This window comes from Burkholderia sp. JKS000303 (assembly GCF_002563755.1).
GTDB lineage: Bacteria > Pseudomonadota > Gammaproteobacteria > Burkholderiales > Burkholderiaceae > Burkholderia > Burkholderia anthina_B.
On the sequence record NZ_PDBZ01000001.1, the window covers coordinates 4,000,877 to 4,024,785 of the forward strand.

The 23,909-nt window shown below is 68.7% G+C and carries 20 protein-coding genes; 4 read left to right on the forward strand and 16 right to left on the reverse strand.

Annotated elements, in window-relative coordinates; translation table 11 throughout:
• Nucleotides 1–141: 141 nt before the first annotated feature.
• The 4 genes from BX604_RS18845 to BX604_RS18860 all read right to left on the reverse strand — a co-directional run bounded on the left by BX604_RS18845 (nt 142) and on the right by BX604_RS18860 (nt 3,910).
• Nucleotides 142–714: a DUF4142 domain-containing protein gene (locus tag BX604_RS18845; RefSeq protein ID WP_257146357.1), complete on the reverse strand. Its 573-nt coding sequence runs from the start codon at nt 712–714 to the stop codon at nt 142–144.
• 134 nt (nt 715–848) lie between these two features.
• Nucleotides 849–1,394, reverse strand: coding sequence for a hypothetical protein (locus BX604_RS18850; RefSeq protein ID WP_098552126.1), 546 nt, complete (start codon nt 1,392–1,394; stop codon nt 849–851).
• Between the two features lie 82 nt (nt 1,395–1,476).
• Complete coding sequence (locus BX604_RS18855) at nt 1,477–1,887, reverse strand: BON domain-containing protein (protein WP_098552127.1); 411 nt, start codon at nt 1,885–1,887, stop codon at nt 1,477–1,479.
• Between the two features lie 37 nt (nt 1,888–1,924).
• Complete coding sequence (locus BX604_RS18860; RefSeq protein ID WP_098552128.1) at nt 1,925–3,910, reverse strand: hybrid sensor histidine kinase/response regulator; 1,986 nt, start codon at nt 3,908–3,910, stop codon at nt 1,925–1,927.
• A 396-nt stretch (nt 3,911–4,306) separates the two neighbouring features.
• Here BX604_RS18860 and BX604_RS18865 point away from each other — a divergent pair, with 396 nt between their 5' ends.
• Entirely contained in the window at nt 4,307–5,281 is a 975-nt protein-coding gene (locus tag BX604_RS18865; RefSeq protein ID WP_257146358.1) for a sigma-54 interaction domain-containing protein, read from the forward strand.
• Between the two features lie 76 nt (nt 5,282–5,357).
• On the opposite strand, the gene BX604_RS18870 is transcribed toward BX604_RS18865, so the two are convergent.
• Nucleotides 5,358–7,157: a methyl-accepting chemotaxis protein gene (locus tag BX604_RS18870; RefSeq protein ID WP_098552130.1), complete on the reverse strand. Its 1,800-nt coding sequence runs from the start codon at nt 7,155–7,157 to the stop codon at nt 5,358–5,360.
• A 194-nt stretch (nt 7,158–7,351) separates the two neighbouring features.
• The gene (locus tag BX604_RS18875) at nt 7,352–7,606 is read right to left on the reverse strand and encodes a DUF3562 domain-containing protein (protein WP_098552131.1); all 255 of its coding nucleotides are present in this window, start codon (nt 7,604–7,606) and stop codon (nt 7,352–7,354) included.
• 584 nt (nt 7,607–8,190) lie between these two features.
• Here BX604_RS18875 and BX604_RS18880 point away from each other — a divergent pair.
• Complete coding sequence (locus BX604_RS18880) at nt 8,191–8,607, forward strand: hypothetical protein (protein WP_098552132.1); 417 nt, start codon at nt 8,191–8,193, stop codon at nt 8,605–8,607.
• Between the two features lie 512 nt (nt 8,608–9,119).
• Here the strand turns inward: BX604_RS18880 and BX604_RS18885 are convergent.
• The 5 genes from BX604_RS18885 to BX604_RS18910 form a co-directional block, all read right to left on the reverse strand.
• Nucleotides 9,120–10,055, reverse strand: coding sequence for a universal stress protein (locus tag BX604_RS18885; protein WP_098552133.1), 936 nt, complete (start codon nt 10,053–10,055; stop codon nt 9,120–9,122).
• Between the two features lie 251 nt (nt 10,056–10,306).
• The gene (locus BX604_RS18890) at nt 10,307–11,689 is read right to left on the reverse strand and encodes an amino acid permease (RefSeq protein ID WP_098552134.1); all 1,383 of its coding nucleotides are present in this window, start codon (nt 11,687–11,689) and stop codon (nt 10,307–10,309) included.
• A gap of 438 nt (nt 11,690–12,127) precedes the next feature.
• A complete protein-coding gene (locus BX604_RS18900; RefSeq protein WP_098552135.1) occupies nt 12,128–13,156 on the reverse strand; it encodes a DedA family protein/thiosulfate sulfurtransferase GlpE in 1,029 nt (342 codons plus the stop codon).
• A 220-nt stretch (nt 13,157–13,376) separates the two neighbouring features.
• Entirely contained in the window at nt 13,377–13,883 is a 507-nt protein-coding gene (locus BX604_RS18905) for a cupin domain-containing protein (RefSeq protein WP_098552136.1), read from the reverse strand.
• Nucleotides 13,884–14,232: 349 nt separating this feature from the next.
• Nucleotides 14,233–14,703, reverse strand: a complete 471-nt coding sequence (locus BX604_RS18910) for a universal stress protein (RefSeq protein ID WP_098552137.1) — start codon at nt 14,701–14,703, stop codon at nt 14,233–14,235.
• Between the two features lie 319 nt (nt 14,704–15,022).
• On the opposite strand from BX604_RS18910, the gene BX604_RS18915 reads away from it, so the two are divergent.
• Together BX604_RS18915 and BX604_RS18920 are read left to right on the forward strand one after the other, a co-directional pair.
• Complete coding sequence (locus BX604_RS18915) at nt 15,023–17,134, forward strand: PAS domain S-box protein (RefSeq protein ID WP_098552138.1); 2,112 nt, start codon at nt 15,023–15,025, stop codon at nt 17,132–17,134.
• Entirely contained in the window at nt 17,131–17,778 is a 648-nt protein-coding gene (locus BX604_RS18920) for a response regulator (RefSeq protein WP_006755659.1), read from the forward strand. Before BX604_RS18915 ends, BX604_RS18920 begins: the two co-directional genes overlap by 4 nt.
• A gap of 67 nt (nt 17,779–17,845) precedes the next feature.
• On the opposite strand, the gene BX604_RS18925 is transcribed toward BX604_RS18920, so the two are convergent.
• The 5 genes from BX604_RS18925 to lhpH form a co-directional block, all read right to left on the reverse strand.
• Nucleotides 17,846–18,250: a lysozyme inhibitor LprI family protein gene (locus BX604_RS18925; RefSeq protein ID WP_098552139.1), complete on the reverse strand. Its 405-nt coding sequence runs from the start codon at nt 18,248–18,250 to the stop codon at nt 17,846–17,848.
• Between the two features lie 286 nt (nt 18,251–18,536).
• The gene (locus BX604_RS18930) at nt 18,537–18,866 is read right to left on the reverse strand and encodes a DUF4148 domain-containing protein (RefSeq protein ID WP_098552140.1); all 330 of its coding nucleotides are present in this window, start codon (nt 18,864–18,866) and stop codon (nt 18,537–18,539) included.
• A gap of 290 nt (nt 18,867–19,156) precedes the next feature.
• Nucleotides 19,157–20,032, reverse strand: coding sequence for a PilZ domain-containing protein (locus BX604_RS18935; protein ID WP_098552141.1), 876 nt, complete (start codon nt 20,030–20,032; stop codon nt 19,157–19,159).
• 79 nt (nt 20,033–20,111) lie between these two features.
• Nucleotides 20,112–22,685, reverse strand: coding sequence for a penicillin-binding protein 1A (locus tag BX604_RS18940; protein WP_179894826.1), 2,574 nt, complete (start codon nt 22,683–22,685; stop codon nt 20,112–20,114).
• A 199-nt stretch (nt 22,686–22,884) separates the two neighbouring features.
• A complete protein-coding gene (gene lhpH, locus BX604_RS18945; RefSeq protein WP_098552143.1) occupies nt 22,885–23,892 on the reverse strand; it encodes a trans-3-hydroxy-L-proline dehydratase in 1,008 nt (335 codons plus the stop codon).
• Between the last annotated feature and the right edge of the window lie 17 nt (nt 23,893–23,909).

A 23,909-nucleotide genomic window follows, 5' to 3' on the forward strand; every position in this document is an offset into this window, starting at 1 on the left:
GGCACGCGCGGCGCCCCTTTGACCCGGACACTGCGATGACAACGGACAGAGCGTCGCCGGGCGGCCCGGAGAGCGATACCCGGCGGCCCTGACTCATGACGTGGCGCAGCGCCTCGCGCGGTTCCGGCCACGCTCACACGCTCAGTGCGCGGCCGCGACCGTCTGCGCGAGCTGCCTGGCGGCCGTCAGGTGTGCCTTCAGCATCGGCAACGTATCGGCCGCGAATGCGCGAAGCTGCGGGTCGCGGCCGCTGTGCGCTTCCGCCTCGTAGAGCCGGATCATTGCCTCATGCGCATGCGGCCCCGCCAGTTGGACGTATCCGATATCGAATGCCCGGCCCTGCTTGATTCGCAGCGCGCTCACGGCCGGATCGACGAGCATCCGCGCCTGCACGGGCACGCCCTTTTGCGCGCCGAGCCGGCGCAATGCGCTGGCGACACGGCCGTGATCGTCGACCATCCGGCGCGCGAACGCCGTCACGTCCGGGTTCGACGACCGGTCGAGCGCAAGCTGGCTCGCCTGCAACTGCGCCCTGCCGACGATGCTCGCCTTGTCGACGAATTCGGCGTCGATGCCGGTGGGCCGCCGTGTCATGTCGGCCTCGTCGGCGGTCTCGCCGGGGCGCACGACGCCCGGCGCGACCCGCACCGACGAGGCGCTCGCCGCCTGCGCGCACGCGGGTACGACCGCCAGCGCGCAACACGTCGCGAGCATGCCCGATACCAGCCTGCGCGCGATGCCTGCGCGTCCCGTGGATCGGCATCCGCTCCGGTTCTTCTCGTCCGGTTCCATCCCGCTCCCCGGCTCCGCCGAAGGCTCCGGCGGCCCGAACGCCGCAGATGCGCGCGTCATGCGGGGCGATGCGCGGACGTGAAGAAATCGGTCCACGCACCTTTTTGCCATGCGCCTTCGACGCGCTCGATCGACAATGCGCCGCCCGCCAGCAGCGTGCGCTCCGCGAACATCGCCGTGCGCCGCGTGACGTGCGCCGCCAGCACGACGCCGTTCTCGCATTGTTTCAGCGCACCATGGCCTTCCGGCGCATCGCCGCTCATCTTGCCGAGCGCACCGCACAACGCGCCGACGTAGCCGCCGACCAGCGGCACGCCGATCCACGCGAGCGGCGAATGGAGCCCGCCGAGATACAGCAGCGCGGCGCCCGCCAGCCCGACGACCGCGCCGATGGCCACGCCCTCCAGCGCACCGATGCCGCCCGGGCGCGCCGCGGAATCCGCATAGGCGTCGCCGCCGAGCCAGAACAGCGCGTGTTGCCCCGGTGGATTGAGAAAGAAGACCTTCACGTCGTCCCGATGCATGGTGTGGCCGCGCAGTTGTTCCGCGCAGCGCTCCGCCCGCTCGAGCGTCGAGAAACGGCCCGCGATGATGGTGTCCATGTCGAACCCTCCTGCCTGGTGCCGCGCAGGGCCGCGAGGCGCGCGACGCCCGATCGGCCCCGACGCTTGCCCGCGCATCACGTTACTTCCGGCGAATCTGCAGCGTGTCGCGCACGCTGCGCACGCCGTCGACGTCGTGCACGGCCCGAACCGCGGTCGCGTGTTGCGGCGCGTCGGGCACACTGCCCGTCAGCTCGGCCACGCGGCCGTGAACCTGCACGTCGATGTCGTCGGACGCCAGCCCCCGCTCGGCGACGAGCACGGCCCGGGTACGGGACGCGAGCGTCGCATCGCGAAGCTGGCTGCCGACGGCCGACGCCTGGCTCGCGAGCTTCGCCCGAACGCTTTCGTCCGCCGACGCGTAGCGAGGCAGCGCGACCCATGCACACGACAGCATCAGTATGCTCGCGATCCGCACGACCGGCGGTATGCGCCGGATGCGTGCCAACGCCCGGGGGACGCCCTCGCGCAGCGTGTTTTCCGATCCTTTCATCTCGCCTCCCGATGGGTGAGCGGATGCGGCCCGCACGTCAGCGACGGGGGCCGCTCCCGGCCTTCCGGTCGCCCGGCGATACGTCGACGATCACGCTCGCCAGCGTCGGCATGTCGACCGGTTTGCACAGATACGCATCGAAGCCGGCGGCCATCACGCGGTGGCGGTCCGTGCTGCCCGCATGCGCGGTCACCGCGACGACCGGCAAGCATGCGCGGCCGTCCGGCAGATGCCGGATATGGTCGAGCAGCCAGAAGCCGTCGCCGTCCGGCATCGCGAGATCGGACAGCACGACGCTCGGGCGCTGCTGCGCGACGACATCGAGCGCGTCGTGCCCCGATTGCGCGGTCGACACCTGCGCGCCCAGCGTTTCGAGCGCCGCGGCGAGACTCGCGCGCGACGTCGCGTCGTCGTCGACGACCAGCACGCGCTGGCCGTCGAGCGCGACCGCGGTCGATGCGCCGCTCGGCCGCATCGGGTGGCCGAACGACTCGTCGCCGTCCGAATCGACCGGCAGCATGACCGCGACCGTCGTGCCGCGCCCGGCGCCGTCGCTCGTCGCCGCGACTTCGCCGCCATGCAGCCGTGCGATGTTGCGCACGATCGACAGCCCGAGCCCGAGGCCACGCTTGGGCGACGCCGACGCGCCTGCGGGCCGGTTGAACGTATCGAACAGATGCGGCAGGCGTTCCGCGGAAATGCCCTGTCCCGTATCGGCGACCGACAGCCGGACGCGCGCGCCGGCGCGCGTCAGCGAGATCCTGACGCGTCCGCCCGGCGGCGTGAACTTGATCGCGTTCGACAGCAGGTTCGACAGCACCTGGCGCAGACGCTCGCCGTCGGCAGAGATCACGCAGTTGGCCATCGTGCAGTCGGTCGACAGCTGGAGCCCGTTCGCCTCGGCGCTCGCACTGAGTTCGCGCACCGCTTCGCGCACGATGCGCACGAGGTCGACCGGCATGCGTTCGAGGCGCATGCGGCCGGTCGCGAGCGACGATGCGTCGAGCAGGTCGCCGACCATGTGCGACAGCGATCGCGCGCTCCGGTCGATCGCGTCGATCGCCTGGTGCGCGAACCCCTGACCGTCGGCGCTGCGCAGCACCTCGACCCAGCCGTAGATCACGTTCAGCGGCGTGCGCAACTCGTGCGACACGGTGGCCAGCAGCTCATCCTTCATCCGGTTCGACTCGTCGGCCTGCACGCGTGCATCGCGCGCGCCACGCAACGAACGCGTGTCGCGCCGCTCTTCGCGGCGACGCTCGCCCGCCTCGCGCAGCGTCATCGACAAACCGCTGCAGGTGCCCTGGGCGTCGACGATCGGCGATGCCGCGACGGTCGCGCGAAAGCGGCCGCCGTCGCGGCGCAAGCAGAGGATATCGAGCGGGCCGGAGGGCGCGCGCGCGTTCGAGAACGAGGCAGGGACGGGGTGCCGGCGCAGCCAGCGCGGCGCGATCAGCGTCGTCATGTCGCGTCCGATCACCGTCGCGGCGTCCATGCCGAAGAGGCGCCGGGCGGCCGGATTCCAGCTCGTGATCCGCCGCGCGGCATCGACACCGACGATCGCGTCGGGCGATGCATCGACCACCCGGCGCAACAGGGTGTCGTCGAGCGAGCGCGCCGCGGGAGCCGGTTCGCGTCGCGGTATCCGCGCGGCGTCCTCGTCGGCATCGACCGCACCGCGCAGCCGGTCGCTCGCGAGCAGCGGCTTCACGGCCATCACCAGCACGCACTCGACGAAACTGATCGCGATGAACGCGCCGGCCTGCGCGAGCAGCGCGGCCAGCGGCGCATCCGGCCACCACAGCACGGCGATCACGGCCACGCTGGCCGCCGTCGCGGCCAGCCCGCCGGCGAACGACGTCAGCCATGCGGCAGCTGCGACACCTGCATAGAAAGGCAGCGGTGCAAACGGTTCATGCACGCCGACGGCGCGAATCGCCCACGCCTGCAGCGCGGACGCCACCCCGACGGCCAACACGACCCATGCGCCCTGCCGCAACAGCTCACGGGTAAAGGTCCTCATCGTTTCCTTGCATCGCGCCGGCGACCGCCATGCAACGGCATGCCATCGAGCGTGCCGGGCGAGCCTACAAGCCTCAGCAACGGACGTACCCGGGACGAGAACGCTCGCTACCGCGCGCCACAGCCCCGGACACCGGGCCACCGCCGGCGCCGCCGATCGGCCGGACGCTGCATTGGCGCGCGTGCGATTGCACCCGCCTTTCGATTTTTCATTGAAGCGCTGTAAAAACGCACCGCCGGGAGAACTGACCGCAGCGATCGAGCATTCCTTGCACCATCGGCCCGCGCATTGGAAATTTCTATACTACGGCACCTTCCGTTGCGTTTCGCTGTCATGATAAATATTGCAACGAAGGAAACGCGCGGTGCCGATTTTCAAACCGGCCCGCCTGAACCCATGGCTGAATCCGCCAACCGTTCGAAACAGCGCGCCGACGCACGCCGGCTGTCCGGCCGCTCCGCCGCGATGCGCACGCTGCTCGGCCGAATCGAGAAAATCGCGCCGACCCGCGCGAGCGTGATGATTGCCGGCGAAAGCGGGGTCGGGAAGGATATCGTCGCGCGCCGGCTGCACGACCTCAGCACGCGTCGCGACGGGCCGTTCGTGCCCGTCAACTGCGGTGCGATTCCGGCCGATATCGCCGAGGCGCAATTGTTCGGTCACGAGAAAGGCAGCTTCACCGGCGCGGTCGCGCAGCGCGAAGGATTCTTCGAAGCCGCGTGCGGCGGCACGCTGCTGCTCGACGAGATCGCGGAAATGCCCGCGTCGCTGCAGGTGAAGCTGCTGCGGGCGCTCGAATCGAACACGATCGTGCGGGTGGGCGGCACCGAGTCGATTCCGCTCGACGTGCGCATCCTGTCGGCGACCCGTCACAATCCGGCCGAAGCCGTGCGCGACGGCCGGCTGCGCGAGGACCTGTTCTACCGCCTCGCCGCGTTCGCGTTGTACGTGCCGCCGCTGCGCCAGCGTGACGGCGACGTCGAGACGATCGCACACGAATTCGTCGACACGCTCAATACGCGGCACCGCTCGCACAAGCGGCTGACCGATGCGGCGATCGCGGCGCTGCGCGCGTATTCGTGGCCCGGCAACGTGCGCGAGCTGCACAACACGCTCGAGCGCGCGTACATCCTTGCGGACGACGGGATCGACGTCACGCTGCCAAAGCCGACGATGCTGCCCGACCACACGTCGGACGATGCGATGGCGCTGCCGCTCGGCGCGACGCTGCACCATGTGCAGCAGCGCTTCATCGCGGCGACACTCGATCACTTCGACGGCAACAAGCCGCAAGCCGCGAAAGCGCTCGGCATCAGCCTGAAGACCCTCTACAACCGCCTCGCGCTGATGCGCGACGACGGCAACCCGTGACGGCGAGCACCGTCACGCGCAGCGCGGGCGCACGGATCGACTGATTGCCGATCCGCGTCGCCCCGCTCCGCTCAGGTCAGGCGACCTTGAACTGCCCGACCGTCGATGCGAGTGCGTTCGCCTGCGTCTGCAGCGCGGTCGCGGCCGCGGTCGACTGTTCGACGAGCGCCGCGTTCTGCTGCACCATTTCGTCAAGCTGCGTGACCGCGCGATTCACTTCCTGAATCCCGCGCGTCTGCTCATTCGCCGCGTGCGTGATCTCGGAGATGATCGTCGTCACGTTGGTGACGTTCGACACGATCTCGCGCATCGTGTCGCCGGCCTGGCGCACCTGCCCCGACCCGGCCGACACGCTCGCGACCGTCGATTCGACCAGCACCTTCACTTCGCGTGCGGCCTGCGCGCTGCGCTGCGCGAGGCTGCGCACTTCCTGTGCGACCACCGCGAACCCACGGCCCTGCTCGCCCGCGCGTGCCGCTTCGACGGCCGCGTTCAACGCGAGGATGTTGGTCTGGAACGCGATCCCGTCGATCACGCCGATGATGTCGCCGATCCGGCCCGACGCTTCCTCGATCTTCTCCATCGTCGTCACCACGTCCGACACGACCACGCCGCCGTGCGACGCGATCCGCGACGCAGCGGCCGCGCGTTCGTCGGCCTGGCCGGCGGCAGCGGCCGACTGGCCGACCGTCGCGGTGATTTCCTCCATCGACGCGGCCGTTTCCTCGAGGCTCGCCGCAGCCGATTCGGTGCGCGACGACAAGTCCTGGTTGCCGGCGGCGATTTCGTTCGCGGCCGTGCGCACCGACTCGCTCGCATCGCGAATCTGACGCATCACGTCATTCAGCTTGTCGACGAAACTGTTGAACGAGCGCGCGATGTCGGCCACCTCGTCGCGGCCTTCGGCCGGCAGGCGCTGCGTGAGGTCGCCCGTGCCCGAGCCGATCGACGCCATCGCCTGACGCACCTGCGACAGGCGGCGGAACGCGGTCGTGGTGATCGCGCCGACGATCAGCGACGCGACGCCGACGATCACCACCAGCGTGATCAGCGACGCGGTCAGCAGCGAGCGCATCCCGGCCGTCGCGTCGGCTTTGTCCAGCAGCACCAGCGCATACCAGTCGGTGCCCGGCACGGCCTGCGCGCGCACCAGCTTCGCGTCGCCGCCGACGTGCACTTCGACCGGCGCGCTCGCGCCGGCGAGCGACGCCGCGCTGATCGCGCCGAGTTCGGGCGACACGTCGGTGACCGGCTTCAGCGTGAGCTTCGCGTCGGGATGCGCGACGATGTGGCCGCTGCTGTCGATCAACATCCCGAAGCTCGCGGGCGTCGGGCGAATCGACTTCACGTTCGCGATCACGCTGTCCATCGCGACGTCGGCTGCGACGACGCCCTTCAACCCGCCGTCGCGCAGGATCGGCACCGCGAACGTGACGACCAGGTTGCCGGTGCCGGCGTCGATGTACGGCGGCGTGACGACCGGCTTGCCGGCCTGCGCGGCCTGCTTGTACCACGGACGGCTGGTCGGATCGTAGTCGGACCCGATGCCGGTCGGGTCGGAGAAATGGAACACCTTGTCCGCGTAGCCGACGTAGACGTTCGTGAAGCCGCCGGCCGCGGCCATCTGCTTGAAGACCGGCACCGGATCGGGCGACAGCGCGGCGTCCTGCAGCGACGCGATCATCTGGCTCCGGGTCGCGACCCAGTCGCCGATGCCGACCACGTGGCCGCTGGCGACGGACGTGAGGTTGCGGTCGATCGCGTCGTCGTTGTACGAGTGCGCGATGAAGTAATTGATCAGCGTGGTGGCGACGAGCGCGAATACGACGATGGCAACGCACGCGGCGAGGATACGGGTCCGGATGGACGAGAACATGGCAACGACTCGGTAAGGGAGCGCGAACGCCCGGTGGACGAATTCACCGGGTATACGGCATTCGCGCCGCTTACTTGAGGCCGTCGCGACAATTTAGTAAATCGTCTGACGAAAGCCGATGATGACTGTCAGTCCGCTGTCAGGACGATTGCGCAGACGCCGCAGGGAACGGGCCGGCCCGCGGCGCCCGTCTTTCACAGACGGCGACTCATCGCCTGATCCGGTTCGCGATGCGGCGTGCCGGACGGCGTGTCGCCTTCGAGTTCGTCCTGCCTGCGCATCCGTTCGCGCAGGTGGCGAATCGCGAACACATGGATGTAGTCGTGCACGCGCGCGTCGGACGACAGCGCACGCACTTCGTCGTCGAGCATCGTACGCAACTGGTCGGCGCCGATTGCGCGCCGTTCGGCGACTTCCTTGAGTGAATCGAGCAAATTGTCCTGTGACATCGACGGGCTCCTGACGGTCGAGGAACGAAAAGATGACGCTACCGGAAGTTTGGAGACTGGACGGCCGCCCGGCGTGCGATGCGCCGAAGCGTGTTTGCGCTCGATCAACGGTACGTTGCATACCGTCGCCCCGATCCGCCGAAGGACCAGTGCGCGCACAGCGCCCGCGGTGCAGATCGCCCGCGAACCACTGGAAGCATTGCCACGCCACCCCGAGGCGCGGCACCGTCGATCGAGCGGGAAATGAAACGCCGCGCGACGTCGATGCAGTGGGAAAGTTAGTCCGGCCGAAAACCTGCGTCAAGCCCGGCAGCGGCGGCAATTCGTCAGTCGGAATGCACCGGATCGAGGCGCCGGTGCCGTGCGCGGCGGTGCCGAACCGCGGCGCCGCGGCGGATCGTCCGCCTTGCGTGTCAGCGGATTCCGATAGGTCGCGCGCAATGCCTGACAACGACTTCAGCGCGCGCCGATTGGCAACGCCCGCCGCCGGGTCGATACTGACGTCATGAACTGAGCGTTCATACCGGGTCATCGCTCAGCCGGCCGTCGAGCCGGCACGCGGGGTCCGGCGCAGGAGACCAACCATGGCACCTCGTAACTTCCGGGCCCGGGACGGACAGCGGCGCACCCGTGCGCACGCCGCTCCCGCGGCGCAGGCCGGCATCCGCCCGCCCGCAGACCTGGACGCGCTGCTCGCGCTCGCGCGCGAGTCGGGTTTGCTCGTCACGCTCGACGGGCAGATCGGCCGCGAAAAATACCAGAGCGTCGCAGGGTCGGTGCTCGCGCTGCAGCGGTTCGCCGCCGCACTGTGCGCACGGGCCGATGTCGCTGGCGATGCGGCGGTCGTACCGGAACCGCGCCGCAAGACCCGCCCCGGCTGGCCGCGACTGCGCAATCGCTCCCCCAGCACACGAGGACGATTGCATGGCGCACATCGTCGCGCACGCGTATGCCGCAGCGCCGGCCGCCGGCACGACCTGCGCGCGCTTCGCATCACGTAGCGGCCTGACAACCCACGCCTGCACGCACGAACGCAGCCCACGCGGCACGAGGCCGCATCGCGGCTGCGTCGATACGTCGGCAGCGAGCGCCTGCCGCCGTCCACACCGATCCGCAACCGCGCGATCGCGTGCCAATACCTGCCATGACACGCCGTTCCGCACGGCGACATCAACGAAGAAAATTCCTGCGAGGAAAGCGGTTCGACGGGGCCGGGGAAGCGGACGGGGTGATCGACACCCCGTCCGTCGCCCAAGGCAGCAGTCTGCTGCCTACCCTCGTGCCAGAGAGTTCTGGATCGGATCGCGCCATGCGATGCATGGCCCGGTTCCGGAAAATGATCGGCGCCAAACGACGCCGGACGCCGCACGACGGATGCATCCGGCCGCACGTATCGCGCTCGGGCGCGAACCCTCTGCCACGTGCGACATTGCGTCAATGTCTCACGCGCGATTCACGCCGTTTCTGATGCAGGTCAACGAATGTCCGCTTCGTATGTGCTTCGCCGCGACATTCACGCGGCACCGCGCACCAGCAGCACCGGTACCTGCGCGAGATGGGCGACGCGGCGCGCGACGCTGCCGATCAGCCACGCGGCGATACCGCGCCGGCCGTGCGTGCCGACCACCAGCAGTTCCGCATGCCAGTGCACGGCGTCGCGCATCAGCGCGTGCGCGACGTCGTCGCTGGTCGGACGGGTTTCGACGATGCCGCGCTTGGTCGGGTTCCCGGTGGCATGCAATACCGGGCCGATGCGCGCGAGCGCATCCTCGCCCTCCGCGCGATACGCATCCTCGAGCGCGCGCACCGGCACGATATCGGTCAGACGAACCGCGCGATCGACGACATAAGCCGCGTACAGCAGCGTCGTCGGCGCCGCGAAGCCGAGCCCGACATGAACCGCATGCAACGACGGCTCGCTGCCGTCGACCGCGAACATCAGACGCTGCAGCGGCCCGTCGGACGGCCGCGCATAGTTGGCCGGCACGATCAGCAACGCGCAGCGCGCACGTGTGGCGAGCGTGTCGGACATCGCGCCTTCGACGAGCCGCAGCAGCCCGTGATGCGGATTCGCGCCGACCACGAGCACGTCGGCCTGCCAGGTCGACGTGTCGTTCGCGAGCGCATTGGCCACCGTGCCGCCCGTGACCGACGTATCGATGATCGCCTGCTCGAGTTCCACGCCGGCGCCGGCGAACAGCGCGGCCGTGCGTGCGAGCACCGTCTGCGCTTCGCGCACCATGTCCTCGCGCGCCGACGTCAGCAACGCGTCGATGCGCGGGATGTCGGGCAGCACGAGACGCGGATTGTCGATTGCGCAGACGATGCGCACCCGCATGCCGGGACGCAGCAGCGTGCTCACGTAGCGCGCGGCGGACAGCGATTCCGGCGTCGGGTCGACGGCCAGCGCGATCCGGGCAAGCGGCGGGACGGACTGGGTGGATTGCATGGCGAAGGCCTCCTTGCGGGTGCATCGTCGTGAAACGACGCCCGGAGCTTCGCGTGGCAGCGACACGCGGCGGCCGGACGGCCGGCGCGGTCGCAGGAATCGGCGGATGGCCACGCGAAGCGCGGACAGCGATTCAAACAGCATATGACGCCCGGGCCGCGCGTGCATGATCGCGATCAACACGCGTGCGGACCGCGCTGCGCCGCGTCCCCATTTCCGGCGCGTGGCGCAGCGCGCGTTGCCCGCGTCGCTTATGACTTCGTCGATACCGACGTCGCCGGGCGGTTCGCGTAGAACACCGCGTACGCGATGCCCAGCAGCACGATCCACACGGGGCCGATCACGAGCGCGACGCGCGTATCCGGCGAGAACGCCATCAGCACGACGACCAGCGCGAGGAACGCCAGCGCGACGAACGAGCCGAGCGGATAGAACGGCACGCGGATCGGCAGGCGCGCGATCTTGTCGGCCGACAGCGTGCGGCGAAAGCGCATCTGGGCGACCAGGATCACGCACCACGTCCAGATCGCGCCGAACGTCGACACCGACGTCAGCCACACGAATACGTGCTGCGGCGCAAGATAGTTCAGCAGCACGCCAATCAGCAGCAGCGCGACCGACAGGAGCACGCCGTACACCGGCACGCCGTTGCGGTTCACGCGGCCGAGCCTGGCCGGCGCCTGGCCCTGCTGTGCGAGGTTGTAGAGCATCCGCGCGGTGCTGAACAGGCCGCTGTTGCACGACGACAGCGCCGCCGTCAGCACGACGAAGTTGATGATGCCGGCGGCGGCCGGGATCCCGAGCCGCGAAAACGTCATCACGAACGGGCTGCCCTGCGTGCCGATCTGGTCCCACGGATACAGCGACATGATCACGAACAGTGCGCCGATGTAGAAGATCAGCACGCGCCAGAACACCGAGTTGACGGCCTTCGTCAGCGACTTCTCCGGGTTGCGTGCCTCGCCGGCCGTGAGGCCGAGCATCTCGACGCCGAGATACGCGAACATCACGATCGGCAGCGCGCCGATCACGCCGTCGATGCCGTGCGGCATGAAGCCGCCGTGCGCCCACAGGTTCGAGATGCCGGTCGCGACGCCGCCGTTACCGATGCCGAACGCGATCATCAGGCCGCCGCCGATGATCATCAGCACGATCGTGACGATCTTGATCAGCGCGAACCAGAACTCGAATTCGCCGTACAGCTTGACCGCGATGAAGTTCACCGCGCCCATCGCGGTGAGCGCCGCGAGCGCCCAGATCCAGTTCGGCACGCCGGGGACCCACATGTGCATGTAGACGCCGACCGCGGTGATTTCCGCCATGCAGGTGACGATCCACACGAACCAGTAGGTCCAGCCGGTCAGGTAGCCCGCGAGCGGGCCGAGGTAGTCGCGTGCATAGCGGCTGAAGGCGCCTGCGACCGGGTTGGTGATCGCCATTTCGCCGAGCGCGCGCATGATCAGGAAGATCACGATGCCGCCCAGCAGGTAGGTCAGCAGGATGGCCGGGCCCGCCGTGCGGATCGCGGTGGCCGAGCCGAGGAACAGGCCGACGCCGATGGTGGCGCCGAGCGCCATCAGGTTGATGTGCCGCTCTTCCAGCCCGCGGTGCAGCTGGTCTTCTGGTTGTTTCAAGTCCGTCTCCTGGCAGCCGCGAACCGGCCGCCGTCATTGTCGATGTCAATGCGCGACCGTTCATGCCGATACCGGCAAACCGAAAACGAAAAATCCCCGCCGCCGTTTTCCAAATGAAAACGTTGCGGATACTGCGTCACTCCGATTGGAATCACCGACGATTATCGGCATTTTCCGGAACAATCCGGAAAACGGATCGGGCCTTTCACGGAATACGCCCGTGTGGCCCGCACGACGCGGCTGTGCGCGTAGCGGGCGGCAACGGGATCAATCGCTTTCGGCGCGAACGGATTCGCGTCGAATGTGCGCAATCAAGCGCACGCAATATGCAGGCGGGATTATATGGATAATCAGACGTTTCGTGCCACCCGATTTTCGTAGTGATCGGAGCGCGTGAAATCGGGGGATGAAATTCGAAGCTGCGGCGCGGTATGCGCTTTATTTGGACAACGTCGCGCGCACCGTATATTCGCCGTCGAGCGCGGCGCCGTGATCCTGCCGCACGAAATACCGCGACGCGTCGAGATCGGCCGGCAGCGGCTCGACCGGATAGCCGTGCTTCTCCCACGCATCGAGCCCGCCCTTCAGCGCCTTGATGTTGTGGATCATCTTCTTGCGCTGCATCTTCGCGATCAGGCGCTTCGCGGTGGCCTCGTTCGGGCACACGCAGTACACGACGATCGGCCGCTTCAGCATTTCCGGATCGAGCAGGTCCGGCGAATCGAGATCGACCGGCACCGCGCCGGAGATCCTGAACGGCTCGCGCTCGCGCACCGCGCGCGGACGCGCATCGAAAATCAGCGGCGGTTCGTTCGACGTCATCATCTCGACCAGCTGCGGCGGCGAGATCCGCACCTGCGCCAGATAACGGCGGAATTGCAGGCGGCGCACCCAGCGATACAGCAGGAACGTGATGAAGATCGCGAGGAATGCGTCAAGGATCGTGCCGCCGCTCGCGCGCACCCACAGCACGAACTGCACGATCTGGTCGTGCACGGCCGCGCCGCCGACGAGCCACACCGTGGCCCACAACGACGCACCGGCCAGATCCCAGAACAGGAACACGCCGACGCCGATCGCGGTCGTGCCGAGCAGCGGCGCCGACACGAGCCCGAGGCCCGGCAGGAATTTGGACAGGACGAGCAGCGGTGCGCCGTATCTTTCGAATACGTTACGCGCGAAGCGCAACGTCGTGTCGAGCGACAGCGAGAAGCGCACGAGCCCGTTCAGCAGGCGACGGCCGCGCGTGCGGCCCATGAAGAACCACAGCGAATCGGCGAGCATCGTCGCGCCGATCGCGGCCGCGAACATGCTCGTCCAGGACGCCTGCCCCATCGCCGCCATCGTACCGCCGAGAATCAGCATCGGCACGGCCGGCACCGGCACGCCGAGCTGCGTGATCAGCACGCTCGCGAACACGGCCCACGGGCCGAGCGACGAGGGAATCGCGATGGGAAAGTGCCACACGGCGGCGCTCCTGGAAGACTGGCGAACCGTGCGGCGGGGGCGGCCGCCGATACGGCTGGCAGCGGTCACCGCGGCACGCCCGCAGCCAACCCTGCATCACGGGCATTCTAAACGGGTTTGGCCAATGCCGCGCGGAACGACCGCGTTCGACCGCGGCCGCCAGCGTGGTCGGCGGTCGGCGGTCGGCGGTCGGCGGTCGGCGCGATCGTCGCCAGCGTACTTACGCGTCGGGGCGCTGCGCGAGCCGCGCGACGTACTCTGCGTACTCGGGAAAGGCGGCACTCAGCGCTGCAGCATCCGCCAGCTCGAATTCCGCGAACTCGAAGCCCGGCGCCACCGTGCAGCCGACGAGCGCGACGTGCCCGGACGACGCGCAGCGCGCGCCGAACCAGCGTCCGGCCGGCACGACCGCCTGGAACACGGTGCCCGGATGCGTAAGCGGATTGCCGAGCCGGTGGATCGTCAGCCCGTCCTGTTCGTCGAGCACCCACACTTCGAGCGGATCGCCCGCGTAGAAATGCCAGACCTCGTCGGAACGGATCCGGTGCCACGACGAATACGCGCCGTCGCACAACAGGTAGTAGATCGCGGTGGACGCTGCGCGCGGCGCACCGTCGGCCGGGCGCACGACCGCATCGGTCGCGCGGTAGGTTTCCCTGAAATAGCCGCCTTCAGGATGCGGCTGCAGGTTGAACTGGTGAATCAGGTCGGCGGCGGAAATCGGCATGGCGGATGACGTGGACGAAGTATGGAACCGGTATGCGACGCACGGCCGATCGACGAGGCGAGGCCGTGCGTGGCGTACCGCTGCGCCGGTCGCCGCGGCCATGCACGCGGCAACCGGATCGCGCGCGCAAGGCAGCGCGCGACGATGGAAGCGAACCCGGGTCGATGCTGCCAGAAGGACGGGGCGTGGCGCAACCGGCCGCGCCGCACGGCGGCCATGCCGACCTGCGCCTGCGCGCTGCGACGATCGGCGCGCACGACGCGCGATCGCACGATCACGCGGGCAGCCGCGACCTGCTCACGACAGCCCTGCCCGTCACCGCCCGTGCATCAGCCCCGCCAGTCGACCGTCACGCAGTCGCCGCTACTGCCGGCTCGCTGTGCCGCACCAGCAGCACGGGCCGATCGGCCGCGCGCAGCAGCGATTCCGCGACGCTGCCGAGCAGCAGCCGGCGCAGGCCGTGCCGCCCGCTCGTCCCCATCACGATCAGATCGGCGCCGGCTTCGGCGGCCGTGCGCATCAGCACCGCGGCAACGTCCTCGCCGTACGCGTCGAGCGCCCGCACGGTGCCCGGCACATGCTGCCGCGCGAGCACATCTTTCGCTTCGTCGAGCACCGGCGTCGCCGCACCAGATGCCACCGCATCGCCGTCGCGTTCGGCCGCAAAGCCCGCGTCGACGTCGACGAGCTGCGGCCGGTGCTCGACGACGTACGCACACATGACTTCACCGCCGGACGCCGCCGCGATCCGGATCGCCTCGTTCAGCGCGAGACGCGCGCTCGGGCTACCGTCGAGCCCGACGAAAATCCGCTTGTACATGGTCCGCCCTCCGACCGGGCCTGCGCCGCGCTTCGCGCCACGGCGGCCCGTCACCGCGCGCCGGCCCGATGCCGGCTCGCCTGCCGAACAGTCTGCCCCACGTGCCGACGCGCCGGTTGATGCGCGTCAAGCGCGGCCGGTACGCGCGCTGCAACGCCCGGTCATCGTCTTTTTAGCTGACCCCTATTACAAAAAGCAGGTAAACCGCGCACAATTTCATCTCGAAAATAGACGCCGCACGTGGCCGGTGCGAGTTTTTCCCGGTTTTGCCGCGCCGCCTGCGTGCCACAGGCGGCCCCGACACCAGAATGGCCATCGAATGACCGCCAGCGGAACCCCGCCGCGTGATGCCCGAGGGCCCACGCGCCTCAAGACCATGTTACGCCAGCCGCTCGCGGCCGGCGTCGTGACGCTGTTCGCCGGCGCCGCGCTGTCGCTCGGCGTTGCGCTGCTCGTTCGCGAGCAGTGGCAAGGCGCCGTCCATACGCGCTTCGAACGCCGCACGGCGCACGTGACCGCAATGCTGCGCCACGAACTGCAGTCCGGCGTCGCCGTGCTCGAAAGCGCGCGCGGCGCGTACGGCCTCGCACCGCAGATGACGCCCGACCAATGGCGCCGGTACGCCGACACGCTCGATCTCGACAGCGGCTATTCGCCGGTCCGGCAGATCGGCTTTGCGCCGTTGTCGCCGGCCGCGCGCAGCGCCCTCGCCGGCAACGCGCCGATGCCGGCCGGCGCGCTGGCCGTCGCCACGTTCAGCGCGCCGACGTCGAGTTCGGTCGTCGTCCGCTTCGGCGCGTCGGACGCCGCACCGCTCGCGCGTGCGCTGCACACCGGCGACGTCGCGCTCGGCATCCACCCGGCCGACGACGATACGTCCCGCGACACACGCACCCTCACGCTGTTCCTGCCTGCGACGACCTCGCCGCGCGCGGCCGTCGCGCCGTCCGTCCCGCACGAGCCCGGCAGCGACGGCGTGCTGTTCGCGGAAGTGAGTCCGAATCACCTGGTCGAGCGCGCGCTCGACGCGGAACGCGGGCTCGATCTGCAGATGAGCGCCGGCGACGACCCGCACCCGTTCGCGAGCGCCGAGACGACGACCGACGAGGCGTCGCTGTCGCCCGACCTGATGCGGCGATCCGAACAGCTGAATTTCGGCGGCACCGTGCTGACGCTCACCTATTCGGCCGACGGCCGCCCGAGCGCGACCGGCGCGCAGCGCGCGGCAGGCACGGTGCTCGCGGCGGGACTGATCGCCTCGTTCGTGTTCGCGGCGCTCGTTCACGCGCTGCTGCGCGGTCGCGCCGGCGGCGCCGACTCCGGCGCCAGCAGCCGCGGCATCCTCAACGAAGCGCGGATGATGGGCATCATCCGTTCGTCGATGGAAGCGATCATCACGATCGACGAGAAACAGACGGTCGTGATCTTCAATCCGATGGCCGAGCAAGTGTTCGGCGTGTCGGCAATGGAAGCGATCGGCGCGCCGCTGTCGCGCTTCATCCCCGAGCGGTTCCGCTCGGCACACGCGAAGCACGTCGACCAGTTCGGCGTGACGGGCGTGTCCGAACGGCAGATGGGCCGTCAGCGCGTGCTGTTCGGGCTGCGCGGCAACGGCGAGGAATTCCCGATCGAGGCGTCGATCTCCCAGATCCGAGATGCGTCGGGCAAGCTCTACACGGTCATGCTGCGCGACATCACCGAGCGGCAGCGCGCCGAGAATGCGCTGAAGCAGTCGCGCGAGGAACTGCGCGAACTGTCGGCGAACCTGCAGAACGTGCGCGAAGAGGAAAAGACCCGCATCGCGCGCGAGCTGCACGACGACCTCGGCCAGCAACTCACCGCGCTGAAGATGGACCTGTCCGTCGTCGAACAGCAACTGCGCGCGCCCGATCGCGCGCAGCCCGACGACGGCATGCTGTCGCACCTGCAGGCGATGCGCCGGCTGATCGACGCGACGGTCGCGTCGGTGCGGCGCATCGCGGCCGACCTGCGGCCCGTGATGCTCGACGATCTCGGCCTCGTGCCCGCGATCGAGTGGCTCGCGAACGACTTCACGAACCGCTACGGCATCGATGTCGAACGCCACATCGAAACCGGCGGCCTGACGTTCACCAGCGCGGGCGCGACCACGCTGTTCCGCATCGTCCAGGAAGCGCTGACGAACGTCGCGCGCCATGCCGATGCGACGCGCGTCGCGCTGCGGCTCGACGTCGAGGAAGGCTTCTGCGTGCTGCGCGTCGCGGACAACGGCCGCGGCGCGGCGCCGGGCGGTCCGGCCCACGAGGACAAATCGTTCGGCCTGATCGGCATTCGCGAGCGCGCACACATGCTGGGTGGTACCGTGACGATCGACACCGCGCTCGCGCGCGGCTTCTCGATCACCGTCGCATTCCCGCTCAGTACCGTTCAACAGGAAACCACCCTCACATGATCAAGGTGCTCATCGCCGACGACCATACGCTCGTGCGAGACGGTCTGCGGCACATCCTCCAGAACGCCACCGGATTCGAGGTGGCCGGCGAAGCGTGCGACGGCCCGTCGACGATCGCGCTCGTCCGCTCGACGCCCGCGCAGGTGCTCGTGCTCGACCTGTCGATGCCGGGCCGCAACGGCGTCGAACTGATCAAGCAGATCAAGGACGAGAAGCCCGCGCTGCGCGTGCTCGTGCTGACCATGCACGCGGAGCAGCAATACGCGGTGCGCGCGTTCCGCGCAGGTGCGTCGGGCTACCTGACGAAGGAAAGCGCGAGCGCGGAGCTGGTCGGCGCAGTCACGAAGGTGGCGTCGGGCGGCGTCTACGTGAGCCTCGCGATGGCCGAACAGTTCGCGCAGAGCCTGAACGAGCCGGCCGAAACGCTGCCGCATCAGCGGTTGTCCGATCGCGAGTTCGACGTGTTCCGGCGCATCGCCGCCGGCCAGACGCTGACCGAGATCGCCCAGGCGCTGTGCGTGAGCGCGAAGACGGTCAGCACCTACAAGACGCGGATTCTGGAAAAGATGCAGATGCCGCACGAAGCGGCGCTGGTCCGTTACGCGATGCGCCACAAGCTGCTTGATGAAACGGACGACGTGTAACGGCGACGTGTAACGGACGAAGCCGGCACGCTGCGGCGAGCGGCCGGCCGAACGAAGCGTGGTTGTGTTACCTGGCAGGCACCGGGCACGCGAGATCGCCTTCCTCGCAGGCCAGATAGCCCTTCAGCGTCTCGGTGCGCGTCTTCGTCAGATCGTCGAGGCAGGTCGACACGACCATCGGATACACGCTGCCGCCCTCGGCGTTCGCGCTGGAGAAGTTGCATTCGGCATCGCGGTAGGTGATCCACGCGCGCTGTGCGTTCACGAGCTTCTCGGCGAGCGGCCGGGCGTCGTGCAGCCGGGCGGTGACGGCCTGGTACGTACGGTTCAGTTCCGCATCGGATTTCTTGTATGCACGATCGGCACACGCGGTCATCGCCGCCTGATCCGTCGCGTCCGCGCAATTCGCTTGCGCATGGGCGAGGCTCGCCGTCAGCGCCAGCGAGCACAGCAGACCGGTCAACACACGCATGGATGCTCCTGGATTGTTTGTCGTTCGTTGATGTCGCGGAACCGGATGCCTGACCGGCGATGCTGCCGCGCGTCGGCACGCGGTGCTGCGGACAGGCCGGCGCTGGCCCCCCAGGCGCAACGGCTGTCGTACCGCGTCGGTACCGACCGCGATGCTAGCGCACGCGCAGCGGATTGTCAGCCGGCGCCGCGCGGGCCGCGGACGCAAAAAAGCCCGCGCTCGATCAGAGTGCGGGCTTTTCGATACGACCGGGTGGCGGTTCGGAAACCGCCGTGCAGCGAGCGGCTTAGTGGCCGAAGTACACCGACGAACGATCGGCTGCGGCCGGCACGACCACGCGCTGGCCGGACTGCGACGTCGCGCTCGGGTTCGAGCCGTAGCCCGTCGCGTCAACCGACGCGCCCGTGCCTTGCGCTGCGGCGATCTTTGCCTGTGCAGCCTGGATGTTTTCCGGGTAGTTCATCCAGTCGTTCGGGTTGTAGCCGGCTTTCTCGAGCTGGACCAGCTCGGCACGCACTTGAGCGCGCGTCAGCGGCTGCTGGTTCGATTGGGCAAACGAGACGATCGGTGCGGCCACCAGAGCGGCCAGTGCAACTGCCTTGATCAGCGATTTCATGATGCTTACCTCCAGATTGTTTTGTCAGGCGCTTAAGACTCGTGGTCTGTTGCGCATGAACAGAAGTCTAGGCTCGGCCAGCATCAGGGTAAATACCTAAATCGCTAATTCACTGTTGACGTAAACCGTACAATCGGCGCGCATTCCACTCAATCATCAGATGATTACCATTACATCCAAATGCAATCCGGTCGAACGGACATCGGTTGGCCCGACCGACGCGGATCGGCCTGCCGCGTATGGGCGGCCGCCCGGTCGGTCTCGGGTCGAACGGCTGTCTCGAGCCGACTTCAACTGGCCGGATCGGCGTCGCCCAACCCCGTCGACAGGTCGAACAGCAACGCCTTGAGGCGGATCCGGTCGGTCTCGGCCGTTTCGCCGAACGCCGCGTGGTGAAGCGTCCAGGCCGGCGCGGCGGGATCGGCGTGCACCGCGCGCACCGTGCCGGCGAGCGTCAGCAGCTCGACGCGGTCGGCCACCCTGCACGGAAGCTGCACGTGCAGCGGCTCGCCGGTCGCCGCGATCGGCCGGTCGATGGCGATCGACAGTCCGCTCAGGCTCAGATCGCGGACGATCCCGATACTTTCCGTCCCCGCCGGGCCGCCTGAACAGCACGCCGCGATCCGGACCGGCACGCGCGGCTCCGCACGCGTCCGCAGCCGGTCGACGAAGCCCGGCCGCGACAGAACCATGAACGGCGCGGCACCGGACAGCTGCACCGATTCGACGGTCGCGCCGAAACGCGACACTGCCGAGCGGCCGATCGCGACCGCCTCGACATCGTCGCCCTGGGCGAAATCGAGCACCGTCGCCGGCTGAGGCTCGACGAACAGCACGCCCGACGCGCCGACGCCGATCAGGCGGCAACGCTGCAGCACGCGCGTCGTGCCGACCCGGCGGCGAATGCCGATCGCGGCGCCCGCCGACAGCCCCATCCGTGTCGCGGCCGGTGCGGTGTCGGGCGTGCACGGGTCGTGCTCGGTGCCATCGCGCTTGCGCACGGGACGGAAATGATCGAACAGGAAGGCGTGCTGCGCGGGATCGCGCAGCGTCGTGCCGGCCGGCAGCAGCGCGGCGCCGCTCGCATCGTAGAGATCGAAGCCGAGCGGGACGCCGGCGGAGAAGTCGTCGCGCGCGAGCGTGACGTGATCGGGGATAAGCCGCATCGGAAAGGCGCGGGGTGAGCGCGCGAGCTGTCGTAATCCCTTCATTACGGCAACTTCGCGCGAAAACTGAACGGCCTGGTTACTCCGAACCGCCGGTGGCGTCCGGCGAAGCCGGTGCTGGTGCCGGTGCCGGCAATTGAGCCGGCGCGGCCGAAGGCGCGACAGCCGACGCGGCACCGATACCCGCGCTGCCCGCGCCCGACGTGCTACTCCCCACGGCAGGCGGCTGTACGGGTTGCACAGGCGGCGTCGGTTGCAGTTGCGACGCCCCCGCCGACAACGCAGCCGCCGACGCCGCCACCTCGGACGCCGGCACCCACTCCTCGACCACGCCACCGGACGCCGCGTCGGGCGCCGATGCGGCGGAAGCAGCCGATGCAGCAGCAGCATCGGCCTCGGGTTGACGCTCGATACGCTGCGTCCTGACAGGCGCAGGCGGCTTCGGCTCGGGTTTGAACCAGCCGTCGAACAGGTCCGTCACGCGGTCGCGCACGATCGCGAACCAGCCTGGCGACGGCTCGGTGTCGAACTTCACCTTGGCGTCGACGATCCGTGCACGCTGCGCGCGCTGGAAGAAGTCGCCGACGATCGGCAGCGCGCTGTGCGCGCCTTGCCCCCAGTAATCGCTGCGCAGCGTCACACGGCCGTCGTCGAAGCCGACCCATGCACCGGCGACGAGGCCGGGCTGCATCAGGATGAACCAGCCGTCCGCGTTGTCCTGCGTGGTCCCGGTCTTGCCGGCCACGTCGCCGCGAATGCCGAAGCGCGTGCGGATGCTGCTGCCGGTGCCGCGCGTGACGACGTCGCGCATCACGCTGAGCAGCGTCTTGTCGGTCTCGGCGTCGAGCGCGCGTTCGGGCGGCGCCGGCGCGAATTCGGCCAGCACGTCGCCCTGGCGATTCTCGATGCGCGTCACCATCTGCGGCGCGATGTACAGCCCGCCGTTCGCGATCGTCGCGTACGACGCGACCATCTCCTTCAGCGTCACGGGGCTCGTACCGAGCGCGAGCGACGGCACGCGCTCGAGCGGGCTCTCGCGCACGCCCATGTCGCGTGCGAGCCGTGCAACGGCGGCCGGCCCGACCTTCTCCATCACCTGTGCGGTGATCCGGTTGCGCGACAGCGCGACCGCGTCGCGCAGCGTCATCGGCTTGCCCGACGGCGGCACGTCGTCGTTCGGGCGCCAGATCTCGCCGCCCTTCAGCGGAATCTCGACCGGCTGGTCGATGAACGTGTCGTCCGGCTTCATCCCGTTCGCGAACGCGGCGCCGTAGACGAACGCCTTGAACGTCGAGCCCGGCTGGCGCCGCGCCTGCGCGACGTGATCGAACGGCTCGTTCGCGAAGTCGCGGCTGCCGACCCACGCACGGATCTGCCCGTCACGCGGATCGATCGCGACGAAGCCGGCCTGCACGTCGGTCTTCGCCTTGCACAGCGCGCGCATGAAGCCGCGATCGGACGCGAGCTGCTTCATCGCCGCCGCATCGTTCTTGCCGGCATCCAGCGCGGCCTTGTACTCGGGCGACTCGCGCATGAAGGTCCGGAACACCTCGTTGTCGGTGCCGCAGCCGTCGCGACCGCTCCATGCGTTGTTCGCGATACCCTGCAGCTGGTTCGCCTGCTGCGTCAGCGCCTGGGTCGCCATCTGCTGCAGCCGCGAGTCGATCGTGGTGCGCACGATCAGCCCGTCGGAGTAGATGTTGTAGTCGTTGCGGTCGGCCCAGCCGATCAGCCATTTGCGCAGTTGCTGCGCGAAGTGCGGCGCGGGCCCCGGCTGCTCCTTCTGGCGCTCGAAGTCGATGCGCAGCGGCCGGCGCTGCAACTGGGCGAACTGCGCGGGCGACAGCTTGCCGTACTTCACCATCTGGCCGAGCACCGTGTTGCGCCGCTGCAGCGCGCGCTCCGGGTTCAGCACCGGGTTGTAGTAGCTGTTGCCCTTCAGCATCCCGACGAGCGTCGCGCTGTCGAGCACGTCGAGTTCGTCGGCCGACTTGTCGAAGTAGGTGCGCGCGGCCATCTCGACGCCGTACGCGTTGTACAGGAACGGCACCGTGTTCAGGTAGGTCTCGAGGATCTGGTCCTTGCTGTAGACGGCCTCGATCTTCAGCGCGGTGATCGCCTCCTTCACCTTGCGCGTGAGCGTCGGCGCACGGCCGATCTCGTCCGGGTACAGGTTGCGCGCGAGCTGCTGGGTGATCGTCGAGCCGCCCTGGCGGTCGCCCGAGAACGTATGGAGCGCGGCCGACGCCGTGCGCTTCCAGTCGAGGCCGTGGTGCTCGTAGAAACGATGGTCCTCGGTCGCGATCAGCGCGTCGACCATGTGCGGCGAGATCTGCTTGAGCGGCACCCATTCGCGGTTCGACGGCTTGAACTCCGCCAGCAGCTTGCCGTCGGCGGACAGCACCTGCGCGGGCTGGTCGACCCGCGCCTTGCGGATGTCGCCGATGCTCGGCGTGAACGGGATCAGCAGCAGTACGTACAGCGCGAACAGCGCCGGCACCGCGGCGGCCGCGAGCAGTACGCCGCGGCGCGTCGGATGACGAAGATGGTGCCAGGCGACGGCCAGGACACGCTTGACGGGCACGGCGGCAGCGGCCGCGACGGGTTGGGCGCGCGCGACCCACTTGGCACAGAAGTCACGCACAGACGACACGTTTCGGCGATTCACGCGGGTGGGGGATCTGCTGGAAAGGCTGCATCGTACCAAAACTCACGCGGCACACCGGCAGGTGGCCGCCCTGCGCACGCGAGAACGGCGTCGCGCCGCGGGTGTTGACGTGCAAAAAAGGCGCGCGTCCCGCAACGGGACGACGCGCCAAGCCTGGTACAACGGGGGAGCCGGGCGCCGACGATCAGCGCACCAGGAAACCGTAGGTCAGCGGATCGCGCTCGTCGATGATCCAGTTCGCGAACCCGCAGATGTGCGCACTGCCCTCGACTTCCGGGATCACGGCCGGGATGTCGCCGACGGTCGTCTCGCGCAGCACGCGCCCCTTGAATACGGTGCCGACGATCGACTCGTTGACGAGCGTGTCGCCGGCCGCGAGCAAGCCGCGCTGGTACAACTGCGCGACGCGCCCGCCGGTGCCGGAGCCGGTCGGCGAGCGGTCGACCTCGCGATCCGCGAACACGCAGCAATTCGCCTGGGTCGAGCCCGGATGACGCGGCGCGTTCGCGATGATCGTGCCGTAGATATGGTTGATTTCCGGGATCTCCGGATGCACGACCGGATACTTCGCGTTCGCGGCGGCCTTCACTTCCGCACCGAAGCGGATCAGCTTTTCCACCGCTGCTTCGCGCACCGGCAGGTCGAACGGCGCACCGTCGACATAGAAATAGAACGCGCCGCCGTATGCGATGTCGCCGGTCACGGTGCCGAACGACGGCGTGTCGACCGACACGTCGCGCTGCCAGATGAACGACGGCACGTTGACGAAGCGCACCGGCCCCGCGTGCTCGCCGTCCCATTTGACGAACGCCTCGATGAAGCCGCACGGCGCGTCGATGCCGACCCGCGTTTCCGGCACCGTGCGCTGCACCCAGCCGAGTTCGACCGCCGCGGTCGACAGCGCGATCACGCCATGCCCGCAGTGGTCGCTGTAGCCTTCGTTGTGCAGGAAGATCACGCCGAAATCGGCGTTCGGCGATACGGGCTCGGTCAGGTAGCCGCCGTACATGTCGGCATGGCCGCGCGGTTCGAACATCAGTGCTTTGCGGATCTCGTCGGCGTTCTCCTTGAGCCACGCGCGACGCTGGACGATCGAGTCGCCAGGCAAGCGCGGCAGCCCGCTCGTGACGATACGGAACGCTTCGCCGCCGGTATGGACTTCGACGGTCGAAAGGGAGCGGGAAATTTTCATGGTCGATCAAATGCGTG

Bases quoted from the DNA above. Each gene is read 5' to 3' on its own strand.
- BX604_RS18845 (WP_257146357.1), bottom strand. From the start codon at position 714: ATGCTCGCGACGTGTTGCGCGCTGGCGGTCGTACCCGCGTGCGCGCAG.
- BX604_RS18850 (WP_098552126.1), bottom strand. From the start codon at position 1,394: ATGGACACCATCATCGCGGGCCGTTTCTCGACGCTCGAGCGGGCGGAG.
- BX604_RS18855 (WP_098552127.1), bottom strand. From the start codon at position 1,887: ATGAAAGGATCGGAAAACACGCTGCGCGAGGGCGTCCCCCGGGCGTTG.
- BX604_RS18860 (WP_098552128.1), bottom strand. From the start codon at position 3,910: ATGAGGACCTTTACCCGTGAGCTGTTGCGGCAGGGCGCATGGGTCGTG.
- BX604_RS18865 (WP_257146358.1), top strand. From the start codon at position 4,307: ATGGCTGAATCCGCCAACCGTTCGAAACAGCGCGCCGACGCACGCCGG.
- BX604_RS18870 (WP_098552130.1), bottom strand. From the start codon at position 7,157: ATGTTCTCGTCCATCCGGACCCGTATCCTCGCCGCGTGCGTTGCCATC.
- BX604_RS18875 (WP_098552131.1), bottom strand. From the start codon at position 7,606: ATGTCACAGGACAATTTGCTCGATTCACTCAAGGAAGTCGCCGAACGG.
- BX604_RS18880 (WP_098552132.1), top strand. From the start codon at position 8,191: ATGGCACCTCGTAACTTCCGGGCCCGGGACGGACAGCGGCGCACCCGT.
- BX604_RS18885 (WP_098552133.1), bottom strand. From the start codon at position 10,055: ATGCAATCCACCCAGTCCGTCCCGCCGCTTGCCCGGATCGCGCTGGCC.
- BX604_RS18905 (WP_098552136.1), bottom strand. From the start codon at position 13,883: ATGCCGATTTCCGCCGCCGACCTGATTCACCAGTTCAACCTGCAGCCG.
- BX604_RS18910 (WP_098552137.1), bottom strand. From the start codon at position 14,703: ATGTACAAGCGGATTTTCGTCGGGCTCGACGGTAGCCCGAGCGCGCGT.
- BX604_RS18915 (WP_098552138.1), top strand. From the start codon at position 15,023: ATGACCGCCAGCGGAACCCCGCCGCGTGATGCCCGAGGGCCCACGCGC.
- BX604_RS18920 (WP_006755659.1), top strand. From the start codon at position 17,131: ATGATCAAGGTGCTCATCGCCGACGACCATACGCTCGTGCGAGACGGT.
- BX604_RS18925 (WP_098552139.1), bottom strand. From the start codon at position 18,250: ATGCGTGTGTTGACCGGTCTGCTGTGCTCGCTGGCGCTGACGGCGAGC.
- BX604_RS18930 (WP_098552140.1), bottom strand. From the start codon at position 18,866: ATGAAATCGCTGATCAAGGCAGTTGCACTGGCCGCTCTGGTGGCCGCA.
- BX604_RS18935 (WP_098552141.1), bottom strand. From the start codon at position 20,032: ATGCGGCTTATCCCCGATCACGTCACGCTCGCGCGCGACGACTTCTCC.
- lhpH (WP_098552143.1), bottom strand. From the start codon at position 23,892: ATGAAAATTTCCCGCTCCCTTTCGACCGTCGAAGTCCATACCGGCGGC.